This is a genomic window from Cohnella algarum (assembly GCF_016937515.1).
GTDB lineage: Bacteria > Bacillota > Bacilli > Paenibacillales > Paenibacillaceae > Cohnella > Cohnella algarum.
On sequence record NZ_JAFHKM010000002.1, the window covers coordinates 4,274,238 to 4,292,539 of the forward strand.

The following is an 18,302-nucleotide window of genomic DNA, read 5'->3' on the forward strand; positions in this document are numbered from 1 at the left end:
GCAGATTCCGAATCTGCGAACGCCTGTGCGCCCTTGTCCGCGATATGGTACAATGAATCGGAAGATGAGAAGTTTCGGAGATTTTCCGCGTATTTTCGGAGCAACGGAAGGAGGCGGCAGCAAATGGCGCTTCGTTTGATAACGGGACGATCGGGCAGCGGCAAAACGCGTTTCTGCCTCGATGAAATCAGGCAGCGGCTGCGGGAAGACCCGCTGGGTCCGCCGATGATTTTGCTTGTGCCGGAGCAGGCGACGTTTCAGATGGAGTACGCGATGGTATCCACGCCGGGGCTGAACGGGTTCATGCGCGCCCAAGTGCTCAGCTTTCGGCGCCTCGCCTTTCGCGTCATGCAGGAGACGGGCGGGACCGCCGCCGTTCCGATCGATGAAACCGGCAAAGCGATGCTCATCCACAAATCGCTCGAAACCCGAAAAGGTCAATGGAAGCTGCTGCTCGGCGAAACCGCGGGCCAAGGACTGGTCGGCAAGCTGAGCGAGCTGTTGACCGAATGGAAACGGTACGGGGTCGACGGGGCAAAGGCGGAGGAGCTGGCGGAAAGCGCCGCGCGATCGGATCCGGGAGCGGCGCTGCTTGCCGACAAGCTGCACGATTTATCGCTGTTAAGCCGCGACCTGGATCGGGAAATGGCGGGAAAATGGCTGGACGGCGAAGACGCGCTCCGCTGGCTCGTCGGCGGGGCCGCCGAATCGGCGCTGCTCGCCGACGCGGAAATTTGGCTCGACGGCTTTCACGGCTTTACGCCGAACGAGTACGAAGCGATCGAGGCGCTGCTGCGCCGCTGCCCCCGAGTGTCGGTCGCGCTTTGCCTCGACCGGCCGAGAGGCGCGGGCGAGCGTCCGGACGAGCTGGAGCTGTTCCATCCGACGGCGGAAACGTCCGCCCGGCTCTGCGAACTGGCCGAAGCCGCCGGCGTCGCGATCGAGCGGCCCGTGACGCTCGATCGCGACGTTTTGCCGCGATACAAGGCGAGCCCGATGCTCGCGCACCTGGAGCGCTCGTTCGATGCGCGTTTGCGGTGGAACGGGGAGGCCGCATCGCTCTCGCCCGATCACCCGTTATGCGGCCTGTCGCTTCACGAGGCGGCCAACCGCCGGGCCGAAGCCGAAGGAGCGGCGCGCGACATGCTGCGCCGGGCGCGAGAAGGCGAATGCCGCTGGCGGGACATGGCGGTCTTCGTCCGCAAGGTGGAAGACTACGCCGATCTGCTCGCGGAAGTGTTCGACGATTACGACATCCCCTACTTTCTCGACGGCAAGGTGACGGCGGCGCATCATCCGCTGGCGGAGTTCGTCCGCTCGGCTTTGGAGGCGGTGGCGGGCGGCTGGAAATCCGACGCCGTCTTCCGCTGCGCGAAAACGGATCTGCTGCATCCGGGCGATAAGGAGCTCCTGAGGGCGGAAGTGGATATGTTGGAGAACTATGCCCTGGCCGCGGGAATCGAGGGCTGGCGGTGGCACGACGATCGGGCCTGGCAGCCGTTGTTCCGCGGGGATCTGGAGGACGAAACGGAGCCGTCCCGCTACGAACGAGGGATGGAGGAAATCCGGCGCATCCGCGATGCCGCGCTGGAGCCGTTGCTCCGGCTGGAGCAACGGGTCAAAAAGGCGAAAACGATGCGCGATTTGGGCTCGGCGCTGTTTTCGCTGCTGGAGGAAACGCGGGCAGCCGACCGGCTGGAGCGCTGGAGCGCGGAAGACGAGGCCGCGGGCGATCCCGGCAAGGCGCGTCTTCACCGGCCGCTTTGGGACGGCGTGCTCGGGCTGCTGGACCAGCTCGTCGAATTAATGGGGGACGAGCCGGCCAACCTTCCCCTGTTCGCGGGAATGATCGATGCCGGAATCGAAGAGATGAAGCTCGGCGCGGTGCCGCCCTCCCTGGATGCGGTGCTCGTCGGCAGTCCGGAGCGGACGAGGTCGGACCGGGTAGCCGTGCTGTATATGCTCGGAGTCGGCGACGGCGTCATGCCGATGGCCGTCCGCGAGAACGGGCTGCTGTCGGAACCCGAACGGGAGCGCCTGGCGGAGGCCGGGCTGCAGCTCGCGCCGGGAGCGCGGCGAAGGCTGCTGGACGAACGTTTTTTGGCTTATTTGGCCTTGACGACGCCATCCCGGCATTTGTGGGTCAGCTACCCCGCGTCGGATGAAGAGGGGAAAGGCCTGCTGCCGTCGGAGTACATTCGCCGCATCCGGCAGCGCTTCCCCGGTCTGTCCGTCGGGACGTTGCAGGCCGAACCGCAGGAAAGCGAAGACGAGGAGCGTCAGCTGCGTTACGCCGTCCATCCCGGCAAGGCGCTTACGTTTTTGACGGCGAGGCTGCGGCGCTGGCGGCAGGGCGGCGAGCTTGCCGGGGGCTGGTGGTCGGTCTACCGCTTTTTCGCGGAGCGGGACGAGTGGCGGCCGAAGCTGCAAAAAATGCTGTCCTCGCTCCATTACCGCAACGACGAACCGCCGCTGGGCGCGGCCACGAGCAGGCTGCTTTACGGCGATCGCCTGATCGCCAGCGTCTCGAGAATGGAGCGTTTCGTCGCCTGCCCGTTCCGGCATTTCGCTTCGCACGGATTGAAGCTTCGCGAGCGCATGCTGTATCGGGTGGAAGCTCCCGATATCGGCCAGCTGTTTCACGCCGCGCTTCGCCAGACGACGGAAAAGCTGCTTGCCGAAGGGCCGGCCGGCCAATCGATGGCCCGCTGGCAGCAGGAAGCGGCCGCGGCCGTCGAGCGGCTGCTGCCCAAGGTGCAGTCCCGGATTTTGCTGTCATCCCTCCGTCATCAAGCGATGGCCCGCAAGCTGACGGACATCGTCGCCAGGGCTTCGGCCATGCTGGGCGAGCACGCGAGGCTGTCCCGGTTTCATCCCGTCGGGCTGGAGGTGACGTTCGGCCCCGACGGCATGTTGCCGCCGCTCTCCCTTGACCTCGGAGGCGGACGCTGGATGGACATCGTCGGGCGGATCGACCGCGTCGATGCCGCGCAGACGGAAGACGGGCTGCTGCTGCGCATTATGGATTACAAATCGAGCCCGACGAAGCTGAAGCTGGAAGAGGTCGCGCACGGATTGTCGCTGCAAATGCTGACCTATCTCGACGTTGTCGTCTCGCATGCGCCGAGCTGGCTTGGACGGCCTGCGGAGCCTGCCGGCGTTCTGTACTTTCACGTACATAATCCGCTTCTGCACAGCTTGAACGGCATGTCCCTCCAGGAAGCGGAACGCGCGATGAAAAAAGAGTTCCGCATGCAGGGTCTGGTGCTGGCCAACGGGGAAACGGTCCAGCTGATGGACGAGTCGCTGGCGACCGAAGGCAAGTCGGCCGTCATTCCGGTCGACTTCAAAAAGGACGGCACGTTTTCGGCGCGATCGCAGGTAGCGGATCCGGGGCAGTGGAACGTGCTCCGCAAATCCGTCCGCGGCAGCATACGGACCATCGGCCGCCGGATCGCGGACGGGGACGTATCGATCGCCCCATACCGGATGGACAAGCGAAGCCCGTGCGAACGGTGCGAATACCGCCCGGTGTGCCAATTCGACATGCTGATCGAAGGCAGCGGGCATCGCCCGCTGCCCAAGCCGTCCAGCCGGGATCAGCTGTGGCAATGGCTGGAAAACGGATCGGAAGGGGGAGAAAAGACGTGAGCGTATCCGGGCGGTTTTTGCAGGCTACCTACGCGAAGCCCGAAGGCGGCCGCTGGACGGACGAGCAATGGGCGGCCATCGCCGCGCGGGGGACCGACATTCTCGTCGCCGCGGCCGCGGGTTCGGGCAAAACCGCCGTGTTGGTCGAGCGCATCATTTCCCGCATAACGGACGAAACGGACCCTTTGGACGTGGACGCCCTGCTCGTGGCGACCTTTACGAAAGCCGCCGCCGCGGAGATGAAGGAACGGATCCGAATCGCGCTGGAGGACGAACTGGAGCAAAAGCCGGAATCCGCGCATTTGAAGCGGCAGCTCGCCCTGCTCCCCCGGGCGTCGGTCACGACGCTGCACTCCTTTTGCCTGGAGGTGGTCGAGCGGTACGCCCCGCTCATCGGCCTCGATCCGGGGTTTCGCATCGCAAACGAGACGGAAGCGGAATTGCTCCGGATGGATACGCTCGACGAATTGTTCGAGGAGCGGTACGGGGCCGAAGGCGAGCGGGGAGCGCTCGCGCGGCTTGCCGATCTGTTCGGCGGAGAACGCAGCGACGAGCCGCTGCACCGGCTCGTGCTCGAATTGCACGAATTCGCCCGAAGCCACCCTTGGCCGGAGCGATGGCTGCGGGAGGCCGCGGCTTTCATCCGCGAAGCCGGCGAAAACGGCATCGAGGGCGCCCCCTGGATGGAAACCGTGCGCGAAGACGCTTCGCTCGCGCTGCGGGGCGCGCTCAGCCAGCTCGAGGCCGCCCTTCGGGTCGCGGAGAGCCCCGGCGGGCCGCTGCCTTACGCGGCCGCGCTCCGGGAGGATGCGGCGGTCGTCGGCCGCTTGCTGGACGCGATCGCGCATGAACCGCCGGAAGCCTGGAACGAGGCGTATTCGGCCTGCGCGTTCGGACGCCTGAAGGCGATTCGCAAGGATGAGTGCGACCCCGATTTGCAGGAACGCGCGAAGAAGCTTCGGGAAGAGGCGAAAAAGGCGGTGTCGAAGCTCGGAGACGAGTGGTTTGTCCGTTCGCCGGACCAGTATGCGGAGGAACTGCGCAAGCTCGCCCCGGACATGGAGGCGCTGGCCGAGCTCGCGATCGAATTCGGCCGCAATTACGAGGCAGCCAAGCGGGCGAAAGGCTTGCTCGATTTCGGCGATCTGGAGCATTACGCGCTGGCCGTTTTGCGGGATCCGGGTTCGAAGCCCGGCGAATCGCTGCCCTCCGCAGCGGCGCTCGACTACCGGGAACGGTTCGCGGAAATATTGCTGGACGAGTATCAGGATACGAACGAGGTGCAGGAAGCGATCGTGTCGCTGATTGCCCGCAAGTCGCCCGGCAACGTGTTTATGGTCGGAGACGTGAAGCAAAGCATTTACCGGTTCCGTCTTGCGGAGCCGGGCCTGTTTCTGGCCAAATACAAATCGTTCGGCGTCTGGAAGCCCCTCGGCGACGGGGAGGCGGAGGAGGCCGCCTTCCCGGAAGGCGGCGCAAGCCTCCGGGGCTTGCGCATCGACCTGGCGCGGAATTTCCGCAGCCGTTCGCGGGTTATCGAAGCGGTGAACCACGTTTTTCGCCTGATCATGCGCGAGCCGGCGGGGGAAATGAATTACGATCGGCGGGCCGAGTTGATTTACGGTGAAGGCTATCCCGAAGAGGGCGGCGAAGCATCCGGCGGCGCATATGCCGTGGAAATGATTCTGCTCCAGCCGGGAAGCCCGGAGGCCGGGAGCGCGGCGGCCGGGCGCGAAAGCGGAGAGGCGCCGGAGCCGGCCGGGGACGACGAAGAGGGAGCGAGGCAGAGGCAAGAAGAGGAAGAGCTGGAAACCGCGCAGCTCGAAGCCCGCTGCATCGCGGACGAAATCCGGCGGCTGACGGGGACGGACGGCAGCGGCCGGCTCCCGTTTGCCGTCTACGACGGCAAAAGCAAGCTGCACAGGCCCCTCCGGTTTCGCGATATCGTCATTTTGCTGCGAGCGACGTCGGCGGCCGCGCCGGTCGTGCTGGAGGAATTGAAGGCGGCCGGAATACCGGCCTTCGCCGACATGTCCTCCGGCTATTTTGCCGCGACGGAAGTCGACGTCATGCTGTCCTTGCTGCAACTGATCGACAACCCGGACCAGGACATTCCGCTGGCCGGCGTTCTCCGCTCGCCGCTGGTCGGCTTTACGGCCGAAGAGCTCGCGCAGATCCGGCTGCGCGATCGGTCCGGCTCGTTCTGGCAAGCCGTTCGGGCCGAGGCCGGCGAAGCGGCCGAATCGGCGGCGGCGTCCCGGGAGGGAGGACCCGACTCCTTGCCGGGCCGGCCGGCGGGCGGGGACGCGCAAGCCGACGGCCGGCGATCCCGGCTTCGCGCCTTTTTGGCTTCGCTTGATCGCTGGAGAACGCTGGCGAGACGGGAGCCGCTCGCGCGGCTGCTGCTGGCGCTTTACCGGGAAACGGGCTACTACGACTTTGTCGGCGGGTTGCCCGGAGGCGCGCAGCGGCAGGCGAACTTGCGGGCTCTCGTCGACAGGGCCCGGCAGTACGAGCAAAATTCGAGCTACAGGGGGCTGTACCGTTTTCTCCGTTTTTTGGGCAGAATGCGGGACACCGGAGCCGATCTCGGCGCCGCCCGGGCGCTCGGGGAACAGGACGACGTTGTCCGGCTCGTGTCCATCCACCGCAGCAAAGGCCTGGAGTTTCCCGTCGTCTTTGTCGCCGGTCTGGGCAAGACTTTCAACCGCCAGGACTTGAACGGGCTGTTTTTGAAGCATAAGCGGCTCGGCTTCGGTCCGAAATTCGTCGATCTCGACACGCGCGCGGCGTATCCGACGCTCCCGCAGCTCGCGATACGCAGAAGGCTGCGGGCGGAGCTGCTCGCCGAAGAAATGCGCGTGCTATATGTCGCGCTGACGAGACCGAAGGAAAAGCTCTATCTGATCGGCACGACGAAAGACGCGGCCAAGGATGTCGAAAAATGGCGCGAGCTGGCCGCCTTGTCCGGCGGAGGCATGCCCGATTACGCGATCGCCGCGGCAAGCCGGTACTTGGACTGGCTCGGTCCGGCGGCGGTTTTGGCCGGGGCGGACTGGAGCGCGGAAGGGACCGGCGGCGAGCGCTCGGGCCGGCCGAACGGCGGGACTCCGCCGTGGTCTTGCCGGATCGTGTCCGGATCGGCTTATACGCGGAGTCCGGCGTCCCCCGAACCGCTTTCGGGGGACGAGACGCTGTGGAACCGGGTTCAGCGGCTCGAGCCCGTTCCGGTTCCCGCGACGGCCGCCGGGCTTGCGGCTTACGAGGCGCTGTCGTGGTCCGATCCCCATGCGGGAGCGTCCCGTCTTGCGGCCAAAACGTCCGTATCCGCCCTGAAGGCGAAACCCGGCTTCCGCCCGGACGCCGAAACGGCCGAATCGACGCCTGCAACGGCGGAGCCGGGCGGCCGCGAGCCGTTGGAAGATTCCGACGAAGACCGGCTTTCCGTTTACGGCTCCGGGGACGGAACGGACGGGACGTCGGCGGCATCTCCGACGTTCAGGCTCCGGAGGCCGCGTTTTTTGTCGGACAGGCGGCTGACGCCCGCGGAGCGGGGAACGGCGGTTCATTTGGTCATGCAGCATTTGCCGCTGCGCCTCGGAACGAACGAGGCCGATATCGCGGAGCTGCTGTCCCGGATGGAGGCGTTGCGGATGATGACCCCGCAGACGAGACAGGCCGTCGACGCGGAGGCGATCGCGGCCTTTTGCCGGACGCCGCTGTACGAGCGGATTTGCCGGGCGGACCGGGTATGGCGGGAGCTGCCGTTCAGCTACGGGCTCCCGGCCCGAAAAGCCCACGCGGAGCTGGCAGCTTCCGATTCGGAAGATACCGTTCTGCTGCAAGGCGTGATCGACTGCCTTTTTTCCGAAGGCGACGGTTTCGTGCTGGTCGATTACAAAACCGATTACGTGCCGGACGGCAGCTTTGCACCGGCGGCCGAAAAACACCGGTTTCAGATGGAGCAATACGCCGAAGCGATCGAAGCGATCGCCGGCCGGCCCGTAACGGAAGGGTACGTTTATTTCGTGTACGGCGGCGGCGAAGCGGTCCGGCTCATTTGAACGGTGCCGAGCAGGCGCTGTTCCCGCAAGGAATGAGCCGGCATCCGCGGGCGAAAGCTTCGGAACGGAAAGGAGTACGAATATGGCCAAAAGATCGTATATGGCGCCGATCGTCGTCATTTTGCTGACGGTCATGGGGATATTGCTCGTGCTGCTGTATTCCCGGGTCCTGCTGGACGACCAAAGCCGCAAAACCGAGCAGGGAAAACGACTGGCATCCAATTATACGTATTGTCAGTATTATTCTTCGCTGTTGCAGGAAGGAGCGGAGGCGATGCTCGCCGCGGCCGAGCCGTGGGAGAGGCTGCCGGCGGCCCAATCGTTCGGCAAGCTGACGGTCGTCGGGGCGGAATGCTCCCCCGCGCTAATCCAGTCCGGAACGCTCTCCGGGCAGGATCAGGCCGCGGCAACGGATGCGGTGACCGTCCCGATTCAAAAAATAAACGAAACGGCCGCTTCCATAGGCGGCCACGACGGCCCGCTTGCCGAAGCCGAAACGACGATGCTGCGGCGTCTAGCCGAAGCGGGAGCGAAGCTCGAAGAGACGCTGGCGTCTTATTCCGTCCCGACGAAGGACGCGAGCTTTCGGCTGATGGCTTCGGGAGCCGATTGGACCGAACCGGCGCAGGAAGCGGCGAAGCAGTTGAAGGAGCTGGCGGATTCCTTGCCTTGACGAAACGGAGGGGTCGCAAGCCGCACGCCGAAAGGCTGACCGCGCCGGCATTTCCCGGCGGATTCCGGGTTCGGGGCCGGCGGGGCGGCATGCCTTCCGCCAGGTTGGACGAGCCCCCGGTTTTTCATGTATGATAGTACCATATCCCGTCTTGCATGGAGGTTGTACATACCCATGGATTGCCTTTTTTGTAAAATCGTCGAAGGCACGATTCCTTCCGCCAAAGTGTACGAGGACGAGCACGTGCTCGCCTTTCGGGACATTCAGCCTCAAGCGCCCGTTCATACGCTGATCATTCCCAAAAAGCACATCCCGACGATGAACGACGCTGCGCCGGAAGACATGGAGCTGCTCGGCCGGATCTTGCTCGCCGCCCAGAAAGTCGCTCGCGACGCCGGGCTGGCGGACGACGGGTATCGCTTGATCAACAATTGCGGCCGCGACGCCGGACAAGTCGTCTATCATCTTCATTTTCATGTGCTGGGCGGGGAGAAACTCGGTCCGCTTAACGTGAAGGAGCAGCCGGACCGCTGACCCGACGGGACTTGCGGGCGGAAGTTGACACCCCCTTTCTTCATCACCTATAATGAAGTTTGATAACCGTGTGTTGGGGTCTGTTCCGGAGGGAGGGAAAACTGGTGTCCGAAACTAAAGTACGTAAAAATGAAACACTCGACGCTGCACTCCGCCGTTTCAAGCGTTCCATCGCAAAAGACGGCGTTCTCGCGGAACTGAAAAAACGCAAGCACTACGAGAAACCGAGCGTCAAGCGGAAGAAGAAATCCGAAGCCGCCCGTAAACGCAAGTTCTAGGAGGAATCCGCACCATGAGTCTCGCGGAACGTTTGAACGAAGACATGAAGCAGGCGATGAAGAGCCAGGACAAGTTCCGGCTTTCTACAATTCGAATGGTTCGTGCGTCGATCAAGAATCAGGAGATCGAATTGGGTCGCCCGCTTGAAGATAACGAAGTGCTCGAAATTTTGGGCCGCGAAGTCAAGCAGCGCAAAGATTCCCTCCAGGAATTTCTCAAAGCGGGCCGGGACGATTTGTCCACGAACTTGACTGCAGAAATTGATATTATTTCCCAATACCTTCCCGAGCAACTAAACGAAGAAGAAATTAAGGCTATCGTTACGCAGACCATACAAGAGACCGGTGCTTCTTCCAAGGCGGACTTAGGGAAACTGATGGGCGCTTTGATGCCCAAGGTAAAGGGACGTGCGGACGGCAAACAGGTCAACCAAATCGTTCAGCAGTTTCTGCAATGATTTCTCGCAAACAACAGGCACTCCCGAGCAGGGGGTGCTTTTTGCGTTTTTTAGCCTGTTCCCGTGCATCTCGGGAATTTCCGCGTTTTCGGAGCGTTTTTTTGCCGGATGGCCGAAATTGACCGAAATTTGTCGAAAATGAAACGTTTTCGGGCTTTTTGCGTAAACGACTAGTGTGAAGCAGAAGCTATAGAGGGTGTTTTGCGAGAGCGTCTGCGACAATCGGCGAAAGGGAGGAATGCGATTGGCTCGCTCGAAAACGATGAACGATTTACAGGGTGCGCGAAGCGGCGGGAAGAGGTGGGCTTTGTCGCTGCTGATGGCGGTCGTTGCCGTCCTGGGATTCGCTTTGCCGTTCGCCGCGGCGAACGGCGCGGACAGCGGAGAGTCTTCCGGCCCGGGCTCCGGGAGCGTTTATGTCATTCCGGTCAAAAACACGGTGGAAAGCGGCCTGGCTTCGTTTCTCGATCGGGCTTTGACCGAAGCGGAGGAAGCGGAAGCGTCGCTCGTCGTGTTGAAAATCGATACGCCCGGAGGCGAATTGCTCAGCGCCGAGGAAATCGGCATCCGGATACGCGATGCGAAAATCCCGACGCTGGCTTACGTCGAAGGGAATGCGGCGTCGGCCGGGGCGTACATCGCTTTGTCCGCGGACCGGATCGTAATGGCCCCCGGATCGGCGATCGGCGCGGCCATGCTGGTAAACGCGAGCGGGCAAGCGGTGGAAAGCCCGAAAGAAGTTTCGTTTTGGAGCAGCAAGATGCGATCGGCCGCCGAAACGAACGGACGGAACGGGGAAATCGCCATCGGGATGGTCAACCCGGATCTGACCGTCGAAATGGAAGAAATCGGCCGCACGAAGGAGAAAGGAGAAATCATCTCCTTGTCGGCGGAGGAAGCCCTTAAAGTCGGTTTCGCGGACGCGGTAGCCGGATCCGTGGACGAAGCCATATCGTGGTCCGGGTTGAACAATTGGTCGACGGTCGAGATCAATCCGACCGCCGCCGAGCGTCTGGCCAGCTGGCTGACCGGCATTTCGACGCTGCTTCTCATCATCGGCATCGCGGGAATCGTCATCGAAATGATCGTGCCCGGCTTCGGAGTGCCGGGAATCGCCGGCATCGTGGCGTTCGGCCTTTATTTCTTCGGCCAATATATCGCGGGCTTCGCGGGAATGGAATCGATCGTGTTCTTTATTCTCGGCATCGTGCTGCTCGTTCTGGAGATGTTCGTGCCGAGCTTCGGTTTGCTGGGGCTGCTCGGCGCGGCCGGCGTCATCGCCGGCATCGTCATCGGCGCCTACGACACCGGCGACGCGTTGACTTCGCTGGGCATCGCGGCGGGGGTGGCGCTGGTCGTCATCGCGATTTTCGTTTACATTTTCCGCAAGCGCGGGATATGGAACCGGTTCATTTTGAAAGAGAGCCTGACGACGGAACAAGGATTCGTGCCGAACGGAAACCGGACGGCGTGGATCGGAAAAGAAGGCGTTACGCTATCGCCGCTCCGGCCGGCGGGAGCCGCCGAGGTGGACGGACAGCGAATCGATGTGGTAAGCTTGGGCCAATTCATCGAGGCCGGACGCCGCATTCGGGTGACGGCGGCGGACGGAACGCGAATCGTCGTAACCGAAATCGAATAAGCTCGTTAACAGGCTCGTGGCATCGCCGGTTTTGAACTCACTTTTTTTGGAGGGATTGTATGGAACTCGATATTCAACTGTTGGTGATCATCGCGGTCGTCGTTATCGCCCTGGTCGTGTTTTTCAGCTTTTTCCCGTTCATGCTCTGGATTTCGGCGCTCGCGTCCGGCGTTCGGATCAGCATCATTACGCTTGTCGCGATGCGCCTGCGCCGGGTCGTTCCGAGCCGGATCGTCAATCCGCTCATCAAGGCGACGAAGGCCGGCCTCGGCTTGTCGATCAACCAGCTCGAAAGCCACTTTCTGGCCGGCGGCAACGTCGACCGGGTCGTCAACGCGCTGATCGCGGCGCAGCGGGCGAACATCCCGCTCGAATTCGAGCGCGCCGCCGCGATCGATTTGGCCGGACGCGACGTGCTGCAAGCCGTGCAAATGAGCGTCAACCCGCGGGTGATCGAAACGCCGTTCGTTTCGGCGGTTGCCAAGGACGGCATCGAAGTCAGGGTTAAAGCCCGCGTGACGGTTCGCGCCAACATCGATCGGCTCGTCGGGGGCGCCGGCGAGGAAACGATCATCGCGCGCGTCGGGGAAGGCATCGTCAGCACGAACGGTTCTTCCGCTTCCCACAAAGAAGTGCTCGAAAATCCGGACCTGATTTCCAAAACCGTGCTCAGCAAAGGGCTTGATGCCGGCACCGCATTCGAGATCCTGTCGATCGACATCGCGGACGTCGATATCGGGAAAAACATCGGCGCCCATCTGCAAACCGAACAAGCGGAAGCCGACAAGCGCATCGCGCAGGCGAAGGCCGAGGAACGCCGCGCGATGGCCGTCGCCCAGGAGCAGGAGATGACTGCGCGCGTCGTCGAGATGAAGGCGAAAGTCGTCGAAGCCGAATCCGAGGTGCCGCTCGCCATGGCGGAGGCGCTGCGCAGCGGCAAGCTCGGCGTGATGGATTACATGAATTTGAAAAACATCGAAGCCGATACGCACATGCGAGATTCGATCGGCAAATTCGACGACTCCCGAAACGACGGAAATGAAGGGCGCTGATCGCCATGGATCGGCTGATCGACTTCGTTTTCAACAATATTCATTTCATCGTGATCGTCGTCGGGATCATTTACGCGATGTTTTTCCGGAAATCGCCGCTCGAGAAAAATCCGCCGGGCCGGATGCCCGATTTCGGCGGCGGGAGCGGGCGTCCGCGGCAGATGCAGCCGCCCCGGCCGCGTCCTCAGCCGCAGCAGCCGCCTAGGCAAGCGCGCGAGGAGACGGCCGGGCACCGGCCGCCGCCTGCGCCGCCGCTCGAGCGGGCGCCTGCGGCTGTCCCGGCCGAGCCGCCGCGGCAGCCGGCGGCGTTTCCGGCGGCTTCCGAGGCGCCTCGCGCGCCGGAGCGGCAAGCCGAGCCCGCCGCGATAAGCGACGCGCTGCCCGCGAAGGAAGTCCTTCGCGACCGGCCGGCCGCCGCCGCGCTAAAAGCCGCCGCGAGCGCTTCCATGGCACAGCGGCAAGAGGGCGTCCCGGGAAACAGGCCGGAGCTGTCGCGCGAAGAGCTCAAACGCGCGATCGTCTGGTCGGAAATACTCGGCCAGCCCCGATCGCGAAAAGCTTATCGCCGCTGATCCCGATGGAGGCACTCACGCGAAAAAGGCGGCGCAGAGGAGAAGATCCCCTGCGCCGCCTTTATTCGCGTCTAGGGATAGTGCCAGGGGCGATGCGATTGCGGGATACAGGAATCCTGCATTTTTACAGTACCGCACCCGGCTGCCTTTGCGCTATCGTTAGGATGCGAGCGTCCGCCGAAATTCGATTGAATCGAATTCAGGCAGGTCATTTTGCCCGAAAGGTTCGGGTCTAAGAAGGAAGCTTTCATCATTTTCATTGGCGGGCGCAGGCCCGGATAGGAGAGGGTATGGATATGATTCCGGCTTTTCATCGGATGCGCGCCGCGATTCTGGCGGTAAAGGAGCGGCCGGGGGATCTGGCCGGCGGTCCGCTTTCGCAGGCCGATCGCCAGGCGCTGCGGCAAGCGCCTCATCTGGCCGGTTTGTTGGCCGAAATTCGCGAGGAAGCGGGGCGGGCGAAAACGGAGCCCATTCCGGCATTGCCGTTTGCCCGATTCGGCAAGTTCCACGCGGAGGGTACGCGCAAGGAGTTCGAAACGCCCTATTTCGAGCGGAGGGGGCGGCTGCTGGCGCTGACGCTTAAGCTGCTGCTTGACGAGGACTCCGCCTGCGTCGAGCCGCTTGAAGAGCTGATCTGGGAAATTTGCGGCGAGTACAGCTGGGCGGTGCCGGCGCATTTGGCCTACGAACGGGACGAGACGGGCGGTTGTCCGCTGCCGTCGCCGTTCATGGTCGATCTGTTCGCCGCCGAGACGGCGCACGCGCTGGCCGAGACGCTGTATCTGATCGGTGACCGGCTCCATCCCTGGATTCGCGAACGGATCCGGCAGGAAACGGAAAAGCGGATTTTTCGTCCGGTATTCGAAAGCGAAAGCTACTTTTTCTGGTTTTCCATGACCAACAACTGGTCGGCCGTCTGCGGCGGGGCGGTCGGCATGGCGGCGCTGCTGCTGATCGACGACAAGGAACGGCTGGCCGCGATGCAGGATCGGGTCGCGACCGCGATGGAAAGCTTTCTCACCGGCTACGGGGAGGACGGCTGCTGTCCGGAGGGGCTCGGCTATTGGAATTACGGCTTCGGCTATTTCGTCTATTGGGCGGAAATGCTGTACGCCTACACCGGCGGTGCCGTCGATGTCCTGAACGGCGAAAAAATCCGGCGAATCGCCGAATTTCCCGGCGCTGTCGTTCTAACGGCCCCGACCTGCGTCAACTATTCGGATTGCAGTCCGGTTTACGTCTCCCACACGGGATTGGCCAGCAGGCTCAGCGCCCGTCTCGGCATCGCCGCCCCGGAAATGAAGGACGTGCCGTCCTTTCATTCGGATCATTGTTACCGTTGGCCGCACCAGGTCCGCAACCTGCTGTGGACGCGTCCCGGCTGCATGGGCCGGGAGGGCGGCGTCGGAACCTTTTATTTTCCCAGCACGGAATGGCTGGTCGACAAACGGCGGACCTCGCGCGGACTTTTCGCTTTTTCCGCCAAGGGCGGGCATAACGGAGAACCCCACAATCATAACGACCTTGGGCATTTTCTGGTCCATGCGGCGGGAGAAACGCTGCTGGTCGATCTCGGCCCCGGCGTCTATACGCGGGATTATTTCGGCCCCGGCCGGTATCGTTATTTGCACAACGCTTCGTCCGGACACTCCGTGCCGGTCATAGGCGGCTGCGAGCAGGAGGCGGGGGAAGCGTTTCGCGCCGTTGTCGTCCGCAGGGAAACGGAAGGAGAGCCCGGAGAAGAGGAGGAAAAGACGATATTCGAGCTGGATTTGACCCAAGCTTACGGCGCGGAAGCAAAGCTCGAAGCGTTTCGCCGAACGTTCGTCTGGGAATGCCGGGAAGCGGAGCGTACGGCCAGCCTGACGCTGACGGATTCGTTTTTGTTTGCGAACGGGGCGGAGGAAACGGATCGCCGCGTGACGGAACATTTCATCAGTTACGCGGAACCCGCCGTTTCCGACGGAACGATCGTCTGGAAGGGCGAACGGGGAATCGTCGCCATGCAGTTCGAGCCGGCCTTGCTGCGGCCCGAGATCGAAGTTCTGGAGACGCGCCGGCATGATGCGAGCCCGGTCCGCGTGTACCGGACGGCGTTGCGCGGAGAAAGGCTGCCGCTATCGTTCGCATGCCGATTTACGATGGTTTGCTGCGCGCTGACGTAACGGAAGGCCGGCGCTCCCCGCGTGATTGCAGGAAAGTCCGCGAATGCCGCGGACTTTTTTTTGCATATAGAAAGTTTAAGTTCTTCACCGTACGAAATCGTTTTGTTGAGAATGAGGGGACAAGGAGGGGGCCGCCCAAGCGGTATGAAGGCGGAGGGAGCCTATGTTGGATTTTGTCCAATCAAGAGAGCGGATAACGGGGAAGCCGGGGTCTAGAGTGGATTTTATCCAACGAAGAACATGGAATTCGGGTGAAAACACAAAAAAAGCCGTGCCCGATTGGACAAAATCCAACGAAGCCGAAATGTTTCGCGAAAAAGCCGATTTTGGTTGGATAAAATCCATCCAAGATTCGCCGAGTCCTTCGTCATCCCTTCTTCATGTTTGGCGCAATGATGGTTTTCCTATCGACCGTGGAGTTTGGAGAAAGCTTCGGAACGCGGCACAAGCTTTTTTGGAACATCAGGAATCGCCCTCCGATGGCTAACGGAGCAAGAGTTCGTGATTTTGCCGGATCGCCCGTTTTCGAATGGCAACGTCCTTTATCGTCCGCTTCATAAAAGGCGGCTCCCTCGCATATGTTGTACCGAACGGGAGGGGGGGCGCTCCATGCCACGAGTCGGGCGCAAGCTGCGCAGATGGACCGCTCGCATCCTGGACCTGCCTCAGGATGTCGTTCTCGACTTGCCGAGAGTGACGATGATCGGCGGGCTGCAGCTTACGGTGGAAAATCATCGCGGCGTCCTCCATTTCTCACCTGGTTCGCTTCGTTTGGCCATGGAGCGGGGGGAGCTGGAGATCACCGGAAACGACCTGGTCATTCGGGCCATCGGGACCGAGGAAGTATTCGTGGAAGGGACGATTACCGGCATTCTGCTGCGGTCCGGGACGGGCTCCGGTTCGAATCCTTCGGGTTAATCGACAAACGCAAACGCCCGGGAACGGCCGCGAACGGCTTTTTCCGGGCGGCAGCTTGCTCCCGTTTGCCTAGATGGGACAAGCATAGAGGGGGATGATCGGCGATGAAGGGAAGCTGGATCCATAACTTGCGGGGGAACGTCAAAATCGAGCTGGCCGGCGGCGACGCCGAGCGGTTTCTTAACGAGGCGACGGCATCCGGGCTGCAGCTGTGGGATATCGCGTATACGAAAGACGGGAGGCTGGCTTGTCGGGTCGCCGTTCCCGATTTTTTTCGCTTGAAGCCGCTTTTGAAAAGCAGCGGATGCCGCACGCGGATCGTTCAGCGGCGCGGCGTGCCGTTTCAAATGGCAAGGCTGTCGCGGCGCAAAACGTTTGCCGTCGGCATGGCGGGCTTCGTCGCCGCCCTGTTCGTTTTGTCCGCCCTCGTGTGGGACGTGCAGGTGGAAGGAAACGGAACGATCGCGGAGGAGACGGTGCTCGAAGCTGCGCGCCAGGAAGGGCTGCATCCTTTACAGTGGTCGTTTCGGCTCAAAGACTCCTCCGAGCTTGCCAAGCGCCTGGCGAGCCGGCTGCCGGATGCGGCCTGGGTCGGCGTGGACAAGGTCGGGACCAAGGTGTCGATCACGATCGTCGAATCCGCCAAGCCGGAGAAAAAAGAGCCCGAAAGTCCGCGCGATCTCGTCGCCTCTGCCGATGCGGTCATCACGAAAATCGTCGCCGAAAACGGGCGCCCGAAGGTGAAGGCGAACGAGCGCGTGCGCAAAGGGGACGTGCTCATTTCCGGCATTCTCGGCGAAGGCGAACGGACGAAGGCGGTCGTGTCGAAAGGCGAAGTACGCGGCCTCGTGTGGCACGAATATAAAATCGTTTCCCCGCTGGAACGCCAAGCGAAGACGCTGACCGGCGAGTACCGCGACCGCTCGTACATCGTCATCGGCAATCGGGCGCTGCAAATTTCCGGTTACGGCCTGCCTTCTTTCGACAGTTCCGTGACGGTCGGGGAGCTGAGACGGGTGGAGATCGGAAACTGGGCGCTGCCGTTGGGCAAACTGACGGAGAGGGAAAAGGAAACGGGTCTCGTCGCGGAAAAGCTGACGCCGGAACAGGCGAAGGAAGCGGGACTCGCGCAGGCAAGGGAGCAAGCGCTTGCCGCAGCCGGCCGGGGAGCGGTCATCAAGGCGGAAAAACTTTTGCATGAACATACGGACAATGGTAAAGTGGTGTTGAATGTACTTTTTGAAATCGAACAATCGATCGCGCTCGAACGTCCAATCATTCAAACGCCGAACTGAGAGGGAATGAGGCTTTTTGTCGGAAAAGAACCAAGTGATCGCAATTCCTCTCCGCAACATGTCGGAGGGCTTCGCGCTATTCGGTCCGCAGGATAAGTTTTTGCGCCTGATTCAGGAAGAGACCCGGGCGGTCATCCACTCCCGGGAGGCGGAAATCGTGCTGGAAGGCGAGCCGGACGAGGCCCGTACGCTGCAGCAGCTGTTCGAAACGCTGCTCGAGCTGATCCGCAGCGGCCTGCAAATCGGAGAGAGGGACGTGCGGTATGCCCTCGATCTTGCCAAAGCGGGAAAGGCGGACGAATTGCTCTCCTTGTTCAAGGGAGAGATCGCCTTGACGTTCCGCGGCAAGCCGATCGTGCCGAAGACGCTCGGACAGCGGCATTACGTCACGATGATCCGCAAAAAGGACATCGTGTTCGGCATCGGACCGGCCGGAACGGGCAAAACGTACCTCGCGGTCGTATCGGCCGTAGCCGCGCTCAAGCAAGGGCGCGTCAAACGGATTTTGCTCACCCGTCCGGCGGTCGAAGCGGGGGAAAATCTCGGCTTCCTTCCCGGCGATCTGCAGGAGAAGGTGGACCCGTATTTGCGCCCGCTGTACGACGCGCTCAACGACGTGCTCGGGCCGGAAGGCGTGGCGAAGGCGCTCGAACGCGGCTTGATCGAAATCGCCCCGCTCGCCTATATGCGCGGACGCACGCTCGACGATTCGTTCGTCATCCTGGACGAAGCGCAAAATACGACGCCCGAACAGATGAAAATGTTTTTGACGCGGCTCGGCTTCGGTTCCCGGATGGTCATTACGGGCGACGCCACGCAGATCGACTTGCCCAAAGGCAAAAAATCCGGCCTGATCGAAGCGCAGCGCATTTTGGCGGGCATCGACGATATCGCCATCGTCTTTTTTTCGGAGCAGGACGTCGTGCGCCACGCGCTTGTCCAGAAGATCATTGCGGCCTACAACAAGGAACAAGAACAGCAGCAACAATAAACGCCG

14 protein-coding genes are annotated in these 18,302 nt (G+C 62.2%); all 14 read left to right on the forward strand.

All coding sequences use genetic code 11. The annotated features are described in order from the left end of the window. Positions 1 to 123 precede the first annotated feature (123 nt). The 14 genes from addB (at position 124) to JW799_RS19205 (ending at position 18,296) form a co-directional block, all read left to right on the forward strand. On the forward strand, positions 124 to 3,651 hold the full coding sequence (gene addB / locus JW799_RS19140) for a helicase-exonuclease AddAB subunit AddB (RefSeq protein WP_205431203.1): 3,528 nt from the start codon (positions 124 to 126) through the stop codon (positions 3,649 to 3,651). Further along, complete coding sequence (locus tag JW799_RS19145; protein ID WP_338026298.1) at positions 3,648 to 7,715, forward strand: UvrD-helicase domain-containing protein; 4,068 nt, start codon at positions 3,648 to 3,650, stop codon at positions 7,713 to 7,715. Before addB ends, JW799_RS19145 begins: the two co-directional genes overlap by 4 nt. Positions 7,716 to 7,797: 82 nt before the next feature. Beyond that, positions 7,798 to 8,388 (forward strand): hypothetical protein, encoded by a 591-nt coding sequence (locus tag JW799_RS19150; RefSeq protein WP_080840536.1) that lies wholly within the window; start codon positions 7,798 to 7,800, stop codon positions 8,386 to 8,388. 174 nt (positions 8,389 to 8,562) lie between these two features. After that, positions 8,563 to 8,922, forward strand: a complete 360-nt coding sequence (locus JW799_RS19155) for a histidine triad nucleotide-binding protein (protein WP_205431207.1) — start codon at positions 8,563 to 8,565, stop codon at positions 8,920 to 8,922. Positions 8,923 to 9,026: 104 nt separating this feature from the next. Continuing rightward, positions 9,027 to 9,200 (forward strand): 30S ribosomal protein S21, encoded by a 174-nt coding sequence (rpsU, locus tag JW799_RS19160; RefSeq protein WP_080840534.1) that lies wholly within the window; start codon positions 9,027 to 9,029, stop codon positions 9,198 to 9,200. A 14-nt stretch (positions 9,201 to 9,214) separates the two neighbouring features. After that, positions 9,215 to 9,658 (forward strand): GatB/YqeY domain-containing protein, encoded by a 444-nt coding sequence (locus JW799_RS19165; protein WP_080840533.1) that lies wholly within the window; start codon positions 9,215 to 9,217, stop codon positions 9,656 to 9,658. Between the two features lie 244 nt (positions 9,659 to 9,902). Continuing rightward, positions 9,903 to 11,300 carry an NfeD family protein gene (locus tag JW799_RS19170; RefSeq protein WP_240353338.1) on the forward strand — a complete coding sequence of 466 codons (1,398 nt, stop codon included), beginning with the start codon at positions 9,903 to 9,905 and terminating at the stop codon, positions 11,298 to 11,300. A 59-nt stretch (positions 11,301 to 11,359) separates the two neighbouring features. Then, entirely contained in the window at positions 11,360 to 12,352 is a 993-nt protein-coding gene (gene floA, locus JW799_RS19175) for a flotillin-like protein FloA (RefSeq protein WP_080840532.1), read from the forward strand. A 5-nt stretch (positions 12,353 to 12,357) separates the two neighbouring features. After that, positions 12,358 to 12,924: a hypothetical protein gene (locus JW799_RS19180; RefSeq protein WP_205431208.1), complete on the forward strand. Its 567-nt coding sequence runs from the start codon at positions 12,358 to 12,360 to the stop codon at positions 12,922 to 12,924. A gap of 296 nt (positions 12,925 to 13,220) precedes the next feature. Further along, entirely contained in the window at positions 13,221 to 15,092 is a 1,872-nt protein-coding gene (locus JW799_RS19185; protein ID WP_176220915.1) for a heparinase II/III domain-containing protein, read from the forward strand. Positions 15,093 to 15,255: 163 nt separating this feature from the next. Beyond that, complete coding sequence (locus tag JW799_RS19190; RefSeq protein WP_080840529.1) at positions 15,256 to 15,579, forward strand: hypothetical protein; 324 nt, start codon at positions 15,256 to 15,258, stop codon at positions 15,577 to 15,579. Positions 15,580 to 15,701: 122 nt separating this feature from the next. Beyond that, entirely contained in the window at positions 15,702 to 16,010 is a 309-nt protein-coding gene (yqfC, locus tag JW799_RS19195) for a sporulation protein YqfC (RefSeq protein WP_205431213.1), read from the forward strand. A 104-nt stretch (positions 16,011 to 16,114) separates the two neighbouring features. Next, the gene (gene yqfD, locus JW799_RS19200; RefSeq protein ID WP_080840527.1) at positions 16,115 to 17,305 is read left to right on the forward strand and encodes a sporulation protein YqfD; all 1,191 of its coding nucleotides are present in this window, start codon (positions 16,115 to 16,117) and stop codon (positions 17,303 to 17,305) included. A 58-nt stretch (positions 17,306 to 17,363) separates the two neighbouring features. Further along, on the forward strand, positions 17,364 to 18,296 hold the full coding sequence (locus JW799_RS19205) for a PhoH family protein (RefSeq protein WP_080841050.1): 933 nt from the start codon (positions 17,364 to 17,366) through the stop codon (positions 18,294 to 18,296). Positions 18,297 to 18,302 lie beyond the last annotated feature (6 nt).